The sequence below is a fragment of the Polynucleobacter sp. MWH-S4W17 genome (assembly GCF_018687535.1).
Classification (GTDB): Bacteria; Pseudomonadota; Gammaproteobacteria; order Burkholderiales; family Burkholderiaceae; genus Polynucleobacter.
The window spans coordinates 684,127-697,958 of sequence record NZ_CP061295.1; the positions used below are offsets into that span (position 1 = coordinate 684,127).

Below are 13,832 nucleotides of genomic sequence, written 5' to 3' on the forward strand. Positions count from 1 at the left end.
TTAAGCAGCTACCTTGAATTTATTGGCGATCAAGGTTCCCTTGTTTAACTTCTTTTCAACCATCAAAATGGATTTAGATTCTCTTTTTACTTCGCCAAGCACTTGGTTGATAAATGTTTGCCAACCTTCACCTTTAGATTTATAAAAATCTAAAACATCCTTATCAATCCTTAGAGTAACTTGTTCTTTAATTCCGCTACCCACAGGTCTTCCCCTGCCGCGAACGACTCTGTGTTTAATCGCATTCCACTCTTCTTCCGTGATAGGCGGGTTATCGGGGTCAGATAAGGCGGCCTTAGTAATTGCGGCATCCTCTTCGGCACTCAGTCTAATTAGCTTCTTCTTCATAGATTTTCATCTCACGGTTATTTGCTTTTCTTAAACTAATAATTCTCATCGCTATTTTTGACTCTACATAAATCACGCAATACAGGCGTTCATTCATTAACACCAAAGCAATCCGTCTTTCTTCACCGTAATTCTTTCTTTCATCGATCCAGCTAAAGGCTGTATCCCAATCAAGTATCTTTGCATTTGAGAGCGGAAGGCCATGTTTTGCGAGGTTGAATCATTTTTTGCCGAATCATAAGTGAATTTCATCGGAAATATTGTAGTTACGTTAAATCATAACATCAATGAATTAATATAACTACAAAAATTATGGGAATTTCAATCTAAAGAAGAGGGTAGCAAGGAGTGTGAAGGGGGTGCTCATGCCCTTGAATTTCCCGTAAAAGCCCTCATATGGATGATGAATAGCAGAAATGCCTAAACTGGCGATAATAAAATTCGCAGCAAAACATTTCACGAGGAGTCATGATGAAAATGGGTAATTTACTCAAGTTGTTTGTTGGTGTATTCGCAAGCGCGCTATTACTAACGAGTCATCTTGCTTTTGCAGAAGCTACTTTGCCCGAGGTCTATCAAGCAATTGAATCTGGGCAATTGGCAAAAGCGGATGCCATGATGCAAGAGGTCTTGAAAAATCATCCTAATAGCGGCAAGGCACATTACATGGCTTCTGAGCTTTACCTCAAAGAAGGTAAGTTAGATGCTGCAAGAAGCGCTTTTGTACAAGCAGAAAATCTGGCGCCAGGTTTACCATTTGCTCAACCTGATTCTGTACAAAGGCTCCAAGCGCAATTACGTGCAGGTACAGCACCAGGCAACGTTAATACTAATGCGGGTGCAAATTCCATCTTTACTAGCCCAGTTTTTTGGATCTTGATTGCTATCTTGGTTGCGGGCGTAATCTTCTTTATGAGGAAGCGCCAGCAGCCAGTGGAGGTTTATAACGCGCCGACTGCAAATGGACCATATCCAGGGGCACCAGGAGCGCCTGGCACCTATCCGCCTGGTTACCCAGGCGCACCAGCATCTGGCATGGGCGGTGGTTTAATGGGCAGCTTAGCGACTGGTGCAGCGCTCGGTGCTGGTATGGTTGCTGGTGAAGCTTTGGCAAGTCATTTAATGGGCGGTAATCAACGCCCAAATCCAAACCTCAATAACGACTTTAACCAAGTAGGCGGTCAGGCACCAGATGCTGCCAACCTTGGCGTCAATGATGCAAGCTCTTGGGATGATGGTGGTTCGAGCTCTTGGGATGATGGCGGTGGTGATTTTATGAGCGACGTGTAAGAATAACTAAGAGGGTGGAGAGAGCACTATGGCAATTTCAATGTACCAAGCGTCAATACCGCAATTGACAAAGATGCTCACCAATCTTTCCAATATCCTCAAAAAGGGTGAGGAGTTTGCAAGTGCCAAGAGTCTTGATAGCAAAGCATTGGTGGAGGGTCGTCTTGCCCCAGATATGTTTCCGCTATCCAAGCAAGTTCAAATTGCTTGTGATCAAGTGAAAAATGGCATGGCGCGCCTAGCCGGTGTTGAGCCACTCAAATTTGAAGATAACGAAACTACTTTTACCCAGCTACAAGACCGTATTGCTAAAACTATTGCTTTTGCCAATAGCCTCAAGCCAGAGCAAATTAATGGCACTGAAGCAAAAGAAATTAAGTTCTCTATTAAAGAATGGAGCTTTGAGTTTGTCGGCGAGCAATATCTGCTGACCTGGATCATCCCAAACTTTTATTTCCATGTAACCACGGCTTATGACATTTTGCGTCATAACGGGGTGGAGATCGGGAAGACCGATTACTTGGGCGGCTAAGTAGCCCTTACAATATAGTCATGGAATATTTTTCACAAATCGTTGAGACTGTAAACCCTTGGCTCTTCCGAGCCAGTGTTTACCTATCCAACGCTTTTCTGGATGATCCGGCAATTCTCGCTTTTGCTTTTTGCTAGAGCGGAAAGCAAGCATCCAATAAAAAACCACCGAACATGCGGTGGTTTTTTATTTAAGGAAGTTAAAGCCTTACTTAATCATCCCTGCATTCTTGGCATCATCCATGGCTTGAGCTGTTTTCTCTTTCATAAATGCCGGCATCTTTGCCAGAGGAACATCCACAATCACAAAGCCAGCATCTTCCAATTTCTTTTTAGTCTCGGGATCGGCATTGAGCTGTGCGAAGTAGTCAGACATCTTTTGTTGCAATATCAGCGGGGTTGCTTTGGGCACGGCAACGCCACGATACGCACCATCCACCCAGTTCAATCCCAGCTCTTTAAAGGTTGGTACGTCCGGTAGAGCGGGATTACGTTTCTCAGTAGCAATTGCTAGCGTACGCACTTTCCCTTTTTGCTGAATAGCCAAAGGCAAATAACCCATAGCACCATCAACGTGCATTCCAATCAGGGCGGTAATTAAATCACCCGTGCCTTTAAAGGGAACGTAAGTAATTTTGACGCCAGCCAGTTTATTGAGGCGCTCGACTGCCATGTGGTTAGCTGAGAACTGCGCGGATCCAGCAAGCGTCATCTTGCCGGGATCTTTTTTGGCAGCCGTAATAAATTCTTGATAGGTCTTGTAAGGACTATCTGCAGACACCATCAAAGCATCTGGTGTGAAGTGATAGTAGTAGATCGCATTAATGTCTTCAGTCTTGTACTGAATGCCTTCTTGTAGCGGCTGCAAGATGGTGTGGGGAATATTGACGCCCACTACTGTTGCGCCATCGGCTGGATAGGTATTAAGGCTACTCCAAGCCAATGCGCCGCCTGCGCCAGCACGGTTCATCACTACCATCGGCTGCTTGAATTTCTTAGCGGAGATGTCGGCTTGGTAGCGCGCCACCAGGTCAGACTCGCCAGCAGGTGGGAAGGGAATGATGTACTGAATAGTCCTATCGGGGAAGGGTTGAGCATGCGCGCCGGACAACAAGCCAAGTAAAACCAAGCCAATACTCAGCAATCTACTTAGAAATTGAAATAGCTTCATTTGGAGATCTCCTCAATGACTGCATTAGTAACGTCACTCATCATGGCTGTGCCGCCTAAATCACGAGTGTGCAACTTAGGATTGGCTGTCACTTTTTCAATGGCTGCCATTAACTTTGCGCCGAGCGCTTTTTCACCCAGGAAGTCGAGCATCATTACTGCTGACCAGAAGGTGCCAATTGGATTGGCAAGACCTTTGCCCATAATGTCAAAAGCAGAACCATGAATCGGTTCAAACATGGATGGGTAACGACGTTCTGGATCCAAGTTGGCAGTTGGTGCGATACCCAAGCTGCCGGCTAGGGCAGCCGCTAAATCACTGAGGACATCGGCATGTAAGTTGGTTGCAACAATGGTGTCTAAAGATTCTGGGCGATTGACCATGCGCGCAGTAGCGGCATCAACCAATTCTTTATCCCAGGTGACATCCGGAAAGTCTTTGGCAACGATATTGGCGATCTCGTCCCACATCACCATGCCATGGCGCTGAGCATTAGATTTAGTGATGACTGTGAGGTGCTTGCGAGGGCGTGACTGCGCGAGCTTAAAGGCGAAGCGCTGTACGCGCTCAACGCCAACGCGAGTCATGATGCTCATATCAGAGGCAACCTCAATGGGATGGCCTTGATGGGCTCTACCGCCTACACCAGAGTATTCGCCTTCAGAGTTCTCGCGCACGATGACCCAGTCGAGTTGACCTGGTTTGCAATTACGTAGTGGTGTTTCGATGCCAGGAAGAATGCGCGTAGGACGCACGTTTGCGTATTGATCAAAGCCTTGGCAGATTTTGAGACGCAAGCCCCATAAAGTAATGTGATCCGGAATCTTGGGGTCGCCAGCAGAGCCGAACAAGATGGCGTCTTTAGAACGCAAGGGCTCAAGACCATCCTCGGGCATCATGATGCCGTGCTTACGGTAATAATCACCACCCCAATCAAATTGCTCGAATGCAAAAGCGACTTCAGGATGTTTTTTGCTTAAGGCATTTAATACCTTCTCGCACTCCGGGATTACTTCTTTGCCAATGCCGTCGCCTGGGACGGACGCAATCTGATACGTCTTCATATGTCTCCTACTGTTCTTTTTATATGAGCCACTGGATTACTTCCGCAGTAACTTCTGGAATCATTATGCAATTCCTTAGGGGGCAATATGAGTAGGGTCAACTCGGGGTTTATGACTAGGGAGGCCGAGAAAAAAGAGGGGGTGGGAGTGAGTCTATAGCCCCAAAACAACAAAAATAAGGCCATTTTTGCGGTTTTTACATATACTGTATAAACATACAGTATATTAATGACTATGACGCAAGTAATAAACCCCGCAAAAGTAACCCTGAGCCAGGCACCACAAGCCTTGACAGGCCATTTTGCCGCCTATGAGCTCAAGCTCCTAAGCCACCGGATGTCAGCTGGATTCCCTAGTCCAGCGGCAGATTACGCTGAAGACGGCCTCGATCTGAACCATTACCTCGTCCAAAACAAGCCAGCCACCTTCATGTTCACTGTGAAGGGGGACTCCATGCTGGGTGCGGGGATTTGTGATGGCGACAAGGTCGTCGTTGATAAGGCCCTTAAGCCAAAACATAAAGATATCGTAGTCGCGGTGGTTGATAGTGAGTACACCATCAAGCGCCTTTATCAGTTACGCGGCCGTATTGAGCTCCAACCAGAAAACCCAAACTATCAAGCCATCACCTTTAATGAAGGCAGTGAGCTACAAATCTGGGGTGTAGTGGTTGGGGTAGTACGAAAGTACAGCAATGCCAGCACCAGATACAACAAAGAGGGCAAGTGAGATGAATGCACAAAACATTTCAAATCCACTCTTCGCACTCGTAGATGTAAATAATTTCTATGTTTCTTGTGAGCGCGTATTCCAGCCTAAGTTAGAAGAGGTGCCGATGGTGGTGCTATCCAATAACGATGGCTGCGCCGTAGCGCGCAGTGCTGAAGTCAAAGCGCTTGGCGTCAAGATGGGAACACCCTGGTTTCAAATGAAGGACTTGGCCAAGCAGCATGGCATTCAGGCTTACTCGTCTAATTACACCTTGTATGGTGACATGAGTAGTCGCGTAGTTCAGGTGCTGAGAGCATTCACGCCCAACCTAGAGGTTTACAGCATCGACGAGAGCTTCTTGCAAATCGAGACCGTCTTAAAGCAGTATCAAGACACGATTGAATTAGGTCAAAAAATCAAGCGGGAAGTGAAAGACACTACTGGCTTGCCAGTCTGTGTGGGCATTGGTGCTAGCAAGACCTTAGCTAAGTTAGCCAATCACTTGGCTAAGAAACACAAGCAGTTCGTTGGGGTATGTGATGTCAATGCCATGGCCAAAGAAGAGCTCTATCAGTGGATGAGCGAGACTGGGGTGGGCGAGGTCTGGGGTGTAGGTAAACAAATCGCCAAGAAACTCAAGACCCAAAACATTCAGAGCGTATTTGACCTTTTGCAAGTCTCACCACAAGCTATGCGTCAACAGTTTGGCGTAGTGATGGAGCGCCTCTGTTATGAACTCCGTGGCACATCTTGCTTGCAACTAGAAGAAGTAGCGCCAGCCAAACAACAAATTATTGCCTCACGCAGTTTTGGTAAGTTAGTGACTAGCCAGGTAGAACTTGCAGAATCAGTTGCTACCCATGTAGCGCGCGCCGCTGAAAAGCTCAGAACGCAAAATAGCACTACGGGCGCGCTCACCGTATTTATTCAAACCAATCCGTTTAAGCAAAACGAGCCACAGCATCACCAAAGCGTCACGATTCCATTAGCGAATCCAACGGATAACACGTTGACCTTAACCAATGCAGCGCTGGCTGGCCTCAAGAAAATCTACCAAACGAACTTCCGCTACAAGAAGGCGGGCGTCATTCTGAATCTCATTAGCGATAAGCCAACCGCTCAGCAATCCCTGTTTGAGGATATCGAGACTAAAGGTAAGTCTGCTCACTTGATGAAAGCGGTGGATGAGATCAACACGCGCTTTGGCAATGCATTCATCAGATCTGCAGCCGCAGGAACCAACGGCACTAAAGAAGAGTGGCAGATGAGATCAAACAATCGGTCGCCGAACTATACGACTAAGTGGGATGAGTTACCGGTAGTTAGATAAAGAATTCAGCAACAAAAAACAATTAATCAATAGCACGTAACAACGCATAAAGAGGAGAAGCAAATGGACTTATTAAACAACTTCAACGGAATTTCTCTCGTAGCCATCATGGTTTTGTCTTACTGCGCAGTATTGAAAAATACTAAGCGCCATGAAGGCGCAACAAAACAAGTCTTTAATCGTAAATATCAGTAAAGAACAAGCAGTAGGCCTGGAAGGGGAATAAGGAAATCACGGATTCCTTATTCCCTAGTAAAGGCTGTTACTTGGCTTCTAAAGCTTTGCGCAAATAAGCAGAGACATTGTCTTGGCGTAGTAGCCATTGCTTGTAATCACTGGGTACTTGACTAATGAGCTCACCCTTATGTTTGCCATAAGGCATGGTCTTTGGAATTCTGGCTTTCTCGGACATCTCCCATAAAGCATCCAAAGAAACGGGGTGTAACTTATCGATAATCTGAGCAACAATTTTTGAGCAGATCCATACATCGACTAAGGCGCTATGCGCATTGCGTAATTGCTCTCGTGCCGTCTCGCGCTCAAAGTAATAGAGTAGTGCGCTTTGCGTGTGACTATCTAAATCAGGCCATAGACTACGCGCAAGTGCCAAAGTGCAAATGCGCTTGACCTCAGGGCTGCCAATCGCAACCCAATCAAAATCAATATTGTGGCCAATAAGATATTTAGTTCCAGCCGGCAATCTAAAAGAGCTGCTTGCGGGACAGTTGATCAATTCCTCATCCATGATGTGATGAGTGGCAAGTGCACCTAAGCTAATGGGTTTTCCCGGGTTGTAACGTTGCACCCAAGGATTGCCTACTTCGAATGGATTAAGTGAGGTGACATCGAGTGAGGCAGCTTCAATAATGACGGCATCATTTTTATCGGTCGCTTCTACATCAAAAATAATGGCTTGGGGCATAAGTGCTTTTTATTGGGTTTGTACAGATCTATTGTGCCTTGAGTATCAATTCGTTTACACCTAAATCATCCGCACGCCCTATTCGGCGAGATCGCATAGTTCTACGATCAAATATTCCACATTGAGGAGGGCATACTTTGCGCGTGTCTATTGAGTGTTCCCATAAACAATTGCAGTTATTTAGGATCTCGTTAGACGCACGAACGGTCCTGGTTTTGTTCATTATTTGGATGATTTGGGGAATTTTCAGGGTTCTGAAGATCTTCTGAATTCCTGGGGGAGGGTGGATGAGCCAAACCCCCGGCACTGGCAGAAATTGGGTTTGGCTGCTTCGTTCCCGACCTGACCAGGTTATCCAACCCACCATGCGGGGAGGCCCATCCAATTCCATTTTAGCTTGTTAGAATGTAAGACATGACAGCATTGGCATTAGCCCGTTCGTGGCGCCCCAAAACCTTCTCTGAATTAGTTGGCCAAGACCACGTGGTTAAGGCCTTAACCCATGCTTTGGATCAGGGTCGCCTGCACCACGCATGGCTCTTCACGGGTACCCGTGGAGTAGGTAAGACCACAATTGCCCGGATTATGGCCAAAGCCCTCAACTGCACTGGATCCGATGGTTCAGGCAAGATGACTTCAGAGCCTTGCGGTAAATGCCCGGCCTGTATGGAAATTGATGCAGGTCGCTTTGTTGACTATATTGAGATGGATGCGGCAAGTAATCGTGGTGTTGACGATATTGCCGCTCTCCTAGAGAAGGCAGCTTACGCACCCAGCAATGCGCGTTATAAGGTCTACATGATTGACGAGGTGCACATGCTCACCAATCATGCCTTCAATGCCATGCTTAAAACTTTGGAAGAACCTCCAGAGCACGTTAAATTTATTCTGGCGACAACTGATCCACAAAAGATTCCTGTAACTATCTTGTCTCGTTGCTTACAGTTCAACCTCAAGCAAATGCCAGTACCGCTCATCGTTGAGCATTTAGAAAAAGTGCTTGCTGCAGAAAAAGTAGAATGTGAAGTCAATGCCTTACGTGTTCTCGCCAAGGCAGCTCAAGGTTCAATGCGTGATGCCTTATCGTTAACTGATCAGGCTATTGCCTATGCGGCTGGCAAGGTTAGCGAAGAATCCGTACGTGGCATGCTCGGCACCTTAGATGACGCTTACCTCATCCGTATTTTGGATTGCTTGATTGCTAAAGATGGTGCAAGCCTGCTCGCAGTCGCAAATGAAATGGGTGAGCGCAGTATGTCTTTCTCATTGGCGTTGCAAGATCTTTCAAGTCTGTTGCAAAAAATTGCAGCAGCGCAAGTTGTTCCAGAGTCCGTTTTAGAAGATTGGCCAGAAGCAGGCGAGATTCGTCGCTTGGCAGGCCTGCTCACAAAAGAAGAAGCGCAACTCTTCTATCAAATTACGATTACTAGCCGCCCAGATTTATCGCTGGCACCGGATGAGCAAACGGGCTTTGCCATGACGCTATTGCGTATGTTGGCGTTTCGTCCCGGAAGCAATGGCGGTGGAGGAAGCAATTCTTCTTCAGCGCCATCATCACCCTCGGCTCCACCAGTAAATACTGCCCGGCCAGCAGCGCCCGCTCCTAAGGCGTCTGCACCAGCACCTGCTGCTAGAGTGGCCGCACCTGCCGCTCCGATGTCGACACCGTCAGCACCACCTGCCGCAGCCAGTTCTACCGAGCGTCCTGATTGGCATGCCTTAATGCGTCAGTTACCCGTTAAAGGGATGGTGCAGCAGTTAGCATTCCAGACAGAGTTGCAAGATTGGAGCGATTCACCTGCTGGAGTACGTGCAACCATCGTTACGCCAATGCCGCAGTTAGCTTCTGACGCTTCTGTTGGCCGTTTGGCTGATGCGCTTACCGCTCACTTTGGCAAGCCCGTCAAGATCGTGATTGAGAAGGGTGAAGTAGAAGGCAAGACTGTTGCTAAAGTTGATGCCCAGATTCATCAAGAGAAGAGAATGAATGCGGAGCAAATGATTGCGGCCGATCCATTTATTCAACAATTAGAAAAAGAGTTTGGTGCCAAGGTAGTTGGCGGTTCTGTGAAACCTCTTTAATTCAATATCAATTTTCATAAATCATAAGTAATACCACTAAGGAAATAAAGCGATGATGAAAGGTGGACTTGCTGGCCTCATGAAACAGGCTCAGCAGATGCAGGAGAAGATGAAAACTGCGCAAGCCGAATTGGCTGCGTTGGAAGTGACTGGCCAAGCGGCTGGTGGTCTGGTTAAAGTAAGCATTTCTGGCAAATACGAACTCAAACGCGTGCAGATTGATCCGGGTGCAATGGACGATCGTGAGATGTTGGAAGACCTCATCGTGACTGCCTACACAGAAGCATTCAAACAGGTGGAAGCGGCAAGTGCCCAGATGATGTCTGGCGCCACTGCTGGTATGCCTATGCCTCCTGGCTTTAAGTTGCCATTCTAAATAAGAACCTGAATATTTAATGGCACGCATAGAGGCTCCTCAAGATGCACTCGGTCGATTGATCGAGGCATTACGCGTTCTGCCTGGGGTAGGCCCCAAGTCAGCGCAGCGCATGGCGTTCTATTTGTTACAACATGACCGTAATGGTGCAGCAGTCCTTGCTCAGTCATTGGGTGAAGCAGTAGAAACTGTTGGACACTGCGCGCGTTGCAATACGTTTTCAGAGACCCAGGTTTGTAGTACTTGTTCCGATGGTCGCCGTGATCCTTCATTGCTGTGCATTGTGGAAACGCCTGCAGACCAGGTGATGGTGGAGCAGACACTCAGTTTCAAAGGTAATTACTTTGTATTGATGGGTCGTCTCTCACCACTCGATGGCATGGGTCCAAACGAAATTGGCTTTGATCGATTGCTCAATCGCATTGAGATTCCCGATACCGGTGTACCGATTCGTGAAGTGGTCTTGGCTACGAATTTCACGAGTGAAGGTGAGGCCACTGCGCATTACATTGGTGAAGTACTCAAGTCGAAAGGTATCAAGGTCACTCGCATCGCGCGAGGTATCCCAGTGGGTGGTGAGCTAGAGTATGTGGATGCTGGCACCTTGGCTCGCGCCTTAATGGATCGCCGCTAATTCTTCTTCGTTCCGGGTGGTGAGTTGTTTTCGGGGCACACCCAAAGACTAATTCGAGCCCAATCCATCAGTGATTGATCCTCGATCTGTCATCTCTAGGACATAAAGACTAGGTAAATTGCCTCTTTTTGGGGATAATTTGGGCTGCACCACCCTTGGGCTTCAATCCCAGGCCGTGAGAGCACAGATTTTTCCTTCAATCTGTTGCCATAACCACTAGGTTTAGCAACCTCATCAGAAATCGTGAATGACCCGCAAGCTTTTGCTCATTCTCTTGTTAAGTTTTGTCACTGCTTCTGTGTATGCACAGCGGGCAGGGTCAGGTGCCGACCAAGTTGCGAGTTTTGCAGAAGCTATTGAGGGCTTGCCAACCGAGGGCGAGGTCCTTGGTTTGCCGGTAAACGTGCATGGTCAAACAACCTATATCAACCAGCGTTATAACAACTTCACATCCTCTTATTCAGGACAAAATAGTTTATCTGACTTAAAGTCGATGAGTTATACCTGGTCTGGCACTTTATTTTTTGGTGCACGCTTAGCTCCTAATACCGACATCTACTTCAACCCCGAAGTTGTTTCTGGCGTACCGTTTTCAGGCTTGGTAGGTCTCGCCGGTTTTACCAACGGTGAAGCAACCAAAGCGACTGGGGCTCAAGCAAAGTTTTATTCTGCCCGTGCTTTTTTGCGTCAGACTTTTAATCAGGAGGGCGATAAGATTGTTCTGGAAAACGAAGCCAATCAAATTACCCAAACAGTAAGCAGTAATCGCGTTGTAGTCACCGCCGGTCAGTTTTCTACATTAGATATTTTTGACGACAGTCGTTACGCTAAGGATCCTCGCGTGCAGTTTATGAACTGGGGCAATATGACCTATCTAGCCTATGACTATGCAGCCGATGCGCGTGGCTACAGTACTGGCTTGGCGGGCGAGTGGTACCTGGGTAATTGGGTGATGCGTGCTGGACGTATGCTTGCTCCAAAGACTCCGAATGGTAGAGATCTCAATTGGCAAATCTTTAATACTTACGGCGATCAAGTTGAGGTTGAGCGCCAACATCAAATTGCCGACTTGCCTGGTAAGGTGAGTGTGCTTGCTTATCGCAATAAAATGATCTTGGCGCGTTTTTCTGATGCGACTAATTACGTAATTGCCAACAATGCGCAAGGTACACAAGCCATTAATAATGTGCGCACCAACTATCAATACAAAACGGGTATTGGCATTAATGGTGAGCAAGCATTAACCAAAGATCTCGGGATCTATGGCCGCGCATTTACATCGGATGGGCATACCGAAACCATGTCCTTCACCGAAGCGGATAATTCTTTGTCGGTAGGTATGGGACTGAATGGCGAAAGTTGGAGTCGTCCAAAAGATACCGTCGGTATTTCAATGATGCAAAACGGCTTATCAAGCTATCGGAAGAATTACTTACAGTCTGGCGGAGTGTCCTACTTTATTGGTGACTATGCCGGTCCAGGACAGACAATTTCTTATCGTCCAGAGCGTATTGGTGAGGTGTATTACAACGCGACTGTGATTAAAAATGTTCTGGCAGGTTTGAACTTCCAGCACATCAATAATCCGGCCTATAACGCGGCCCGTGGACCTGTAAATATCCTCTCTTTTAGGATCCACGCCGAGTTTTAGGAGTTTTAATGACTTTAGCCATAATTATTATGTTTAGAATCAATAAGATAGCAATTGTCAATAATTCGACTTTTGGCTTTTGTCCCCTATAATCCTTAAAACCCTCGGAAACGGTGTTGGACTAGTTCTAAATCCGCATCTGGGGCTATAAAAACAGCATTTTTATTGATTTAGAGGCAGCCGCTTTTGTTGATTCTCGGCAAACACAAAACTAGCGTAGCTACACCGCTCAAAAGAGTGACTCCATTTGCAATGGCAGCCTTTGTTCTTTGCGCCTCTACTTTTTCTATTTCAGCGTTTTCTCAGTCATCTGCAGATAGCGCTCCAGCAAGCGTGACCATTCAGTCTAACGATACTTCATTAGCAGCGCCACCATCCATTGGTGCGCAACTTGGCGCTAGCTCTAAGGCGGCCGAAATGTTTGCTCCAGTCACAAAAGCAAATACTCCAAAAATTTATACCAAGCCTATTGCATCTGGACCAACGGAGATGGATTTGCGCCAGCTTTGGAATGAGCTCAAGGCGAATAATCCGCAATTATCTTCATTGCGTGAGTCTTACTTATCTGCTAAGGCGACTGTTCCACAAATTAATGCTCCAGCCAATCCGCAAGTAGGATTGGTGTGGTCAGGTATGCCGGTGAATTCTCCGCTTGCTTTAGGTGGGGCAAATGCACCTTCTCCCAACAACCCTGGCGGCGGCGGTATCAGTAGTAACAATGCTATTTCGATTGCGCAACCTTTTCAGTTTCCAGGCAAAAAAAGCTTAGCAGCGAATATTGCCGATACAAATGCAGAGGCTTTATTGGCTCAGTCAGAAGCGACCTATTTGCAGTTAGGTGCGCAGCTTTCCAGTCTTTACTACGGCGCACTCGCCTCACAAAAGCAACTACAGGTTCTTAAAGAGTCCGTCATCCGACTGGAGATGATTAAGAATGTAGCTAAGGCCCGTTATGCGAATAATGCTGCAGCTTATGTTGAGTATCTGAATGCGCAAGTGGCACAAAGCGCTGCTGAAGCCGATCAATTTAATGTTGACCGTCAACTTCAAGTTGCTATTAATAGTATTAATACCTTAGTGGGTCGCCACTCCCGTGAGAAGCTTGTACTCCGCGGTGATGTGCGTCGTGCTATGAATGGTGTACCTACATTAATTGAGCTTGAAGACTATGCTGAAAGCAGTCATCCTGCTTTAAAGAGTTCCGCGCTGCAATTGGATGCTGCACGTAAGGGTGTGGATCTTGCTAAGAAAGCTTATTTGCCAGACTTCCAAGTGATTGGTTCATCTTACACACCGCGTGGTCCATTTTCCGCAAACAATGGCGCACTGTTCTACCAGTTAGAGTTGGATCTCATCATTCCTTTGTATTTCTTTACCAAGGAAAAGTACGGGGTAGAGCAGGCGCAGCGCAATCAAGCGGCTGCTGAGGCGGGCAATATCTCTAATCGTCAGCAAATCGTGCTTGCTGTGAACACTGCTTATGCTGCTTATGAGCAGGCCAAGAATCAAACCCAGTTTTTAAAAGATCGCCAAGTACCACAAGCAGATGCTGCTTACAAGGTGGGATTAATTCAGTATTCCAATAACGGTCAAGGCTTTAATGATTTATTGACGGCACAGACGCAGTTGCGTAATTTAGAGGTGCAACTGGCTTTGGCGGAAGCAAATTTGATGCAATCCCAGGCAGTCTTGCTGGTTTCTGCTGGCAAAGAACCTTTTTAA

The 13,832-nt window shown here is 46.9% G+C and carries 14 protein-coding genes, 1 other RNA gene and 1 pseudogene; 10 read left to right on the forward strand and 6 right to left on the reverse strand.

The features are described from left to right. Both C2755_RS03665 and C2755_RS10445 read right to left on the reverse strand, forming a co-directional pair. Positions 1-348: a BrnA antitoxin family protein gene (locus tag C2755_RS03665; RefSeq protein ID WP_215321817.1), complete on the reverse strand. Its 348-nt coding sequence runs from the start codon at positions 346-348 to the stop codon at positions 1-3. Continuing rightward, positions 329-553 (reverse strand): annotated as a pseudogene (locus C2755_RS10445) (BrnT family toxin); the annotation flags it as partial. The pseudogene C2755_RS10445 and the gene C2755_RS03665, both read right to left, overlap by 20 nt. A 272-nt stretch (positions 554-825) precedes the next feature. Here C2755_RS10445 and C2755_RS03675 point away from each other — a divergent pair. After that, positions 826-1,638 (forward strand): tol-pal system YbgF family protein, encoded by an 813-nt coding sequence (locus C2755_RS03675; protein WP_251368535.1) that lies wholly within the window; start codon positions 826-828, stop codon positions 1,636-1,638. 28 nt (positions 1,639-1,666) lie between these two features. Then, entirely contained in the window at positions 1,667-2,170 is a 504-nt protein-coding gene (locus tag C2755_RS03680) for a DUF1993 family protein (protein ID WP_215321818.1), read from the forward strand. A gap of 207 nt (positions 2,171-2,377) precedes the next feature. Here C2755_RS03680 and C2755_RS03685 read toward each other — a convergent pair whose 3' ends face one another. Both C2755_RS03685 and C2755_RS03690 read right to left on the reverse strand, forming a co-directional pair. After that, entirely contained in the window at positions 2,378-3,340 is a 963-nt protein-coding gene (locus C2755_RS03685; RefSeq protein WP_215321819.1) for a tripartite tricarboxylate transporter substrate binding protein, read from the reverse strand. Beyond that, on the reverse strand, positions 3,337-4,404 hold the full coding sequence (locus tag C2755_RS03690) for a tartrate dehydrogenase (RefSeq protein ID WP_215321820.1): 1,068 nt from the start codon (positions 4,402-4,404) through the stop codon (positions 3,337-3,339). Before C2755_RS03690 ends, C2755_RS03685 begins: the two co-directional genes overlap by 4 nt. 228 nt (positions 4,405-4,632) lie before the next feature. On the opposite strand from C2755_RS03690, the gene C2755_RS03695 reads away from it, so the two are divergent. The 3 genes from C2755_RS03695 to C2755_RS10415 all read left to right on the forward strand — a co-directional run bounded on the left by C2755_RS03695 (position 4,633) and on the right by C2755_RS10415 (position 6,640). Then, positions 4,633-5,133: a LexA family transcriptional regulator gene (locus tag C2755_RS03695; RefSeq protein WP_215321821.1), complete on the forward strand. Its 501-nt coding sequence runs from the start codon at positions 4,633-4,635 to the stop codon at positions 5,131-5,133. 1 nt (position 5,134) lies between these two features. After that, positions 5,135-6,445, forward strand: a complete 1,311-nt coding sequence (locus C2755_RS03700; RefSeq protein ID WP_215321822.1) for a Y-family DNA polymerase — start codon at positions 5,135-5,137, stop codon at positions 6,443-6,445. 63 nt (positions 6,446-6,508) lie between these two features. Next, a complete protein-coding gene (locus tag C2755_RS10415; RefSeq protein ID WP_255533296.1) occupies positions 6,509-6,640 on the forward strand; it encodes a hypothetical protein in 132 nt (43 codons plus the stop codon). 67 nt (positions 6,641-6,707) lie between these two features. On the opposite strand, the gene C2755_RS03705 is transcribed toward C2755_RS10415, so the two are convergent. Together C2755_RS03705 and ffs are read right to left on the reverse strand one after the other, a co-directional pair. After that, on the reverse strand, positions 6,708-7,367 hold the full coding sequence (locus C2755_RS03705; RefSeq protein WP_215321823.1) for a putative quorum-sensing-regulated virulence factor: 660 nt from the start codon (positions 7,365-7,367) through the stop codon (positions 6,708-6,710). A gap of 283 nt (positions 7,368-7,650) precedes the next feature. Then, positions 7,651-7,749: signal recognition particle sRNA small type (gene ffs, locus C2755_RS03710), an RNA gene on the reverse strand. A 32-nt stretch (positions 7,750-7,781) separates the two neighbouring features. Between ffs and dnaX the strand changes: the two genes are divergently transcribed. The 5 genes from dnaX (at position 7,782) to C2755_RS03735 (ending at position 13,832) form a co-directional block, all read left to right on the forward strand. Next, a complete protein-coding gene (gene dnaX, locus C2755_RS03715; protein WP_215321824.1) occupies positions 7,782-9,449 on the forward strand; it encodes a DNA polymerase III subunit gamma/tau in 1,668 nt (555 codons plus the stop codon). Positions 9,450-9,501: 52 nt separating this feature from the next. Further along, on the forward strand, positions 9,502-9,825 hold the full coding sequence (locus C2755_RS03720) for a YbaB/EbfC family nucleoid-associated protein (protein WP_215321825.1): 324 nt from the start codon (positions 9,502-9,504) through the stop codon (positions 9,823-9,825). Positions 9,826-9,844: 19 nt separating this feature from the next. Continuing rightward, positions 9,845-10,459, forward strand: coding sequence for a recombination mediator RecR (gene recR / locus C2755_RS03725; RefSeq protein WP_215321826.1), 615 nt, complete (start codon positions 9,845-9,847; stop codon positions 10,457-10,459). 247 nt (positions 10,460-10,706) lie between these two features. Further along, positions 10,707-12,110, forward strand: coding sequence for a carbohydrate porin (locus C2755_RS03730; protein ID WP_215321827.1), 1,404 nt, complete (start codon positions 10,707-10,709; stop codon positions 12,108-12,110). 186 nt (positions 12,111-12,296) lie between these two features. Continuing rightward, the gene (locus tag C2755_RS03735) at positions 12,297-13,832 is read left to right on the forward strand and encodes a TolC family protein (RefSeq protein ID WP_215321828.1); all 1,536 of its coding nucleotides are present in this window, start codon (positions 12,297-12,299) and stop codon (positions 13,830-13,832) included.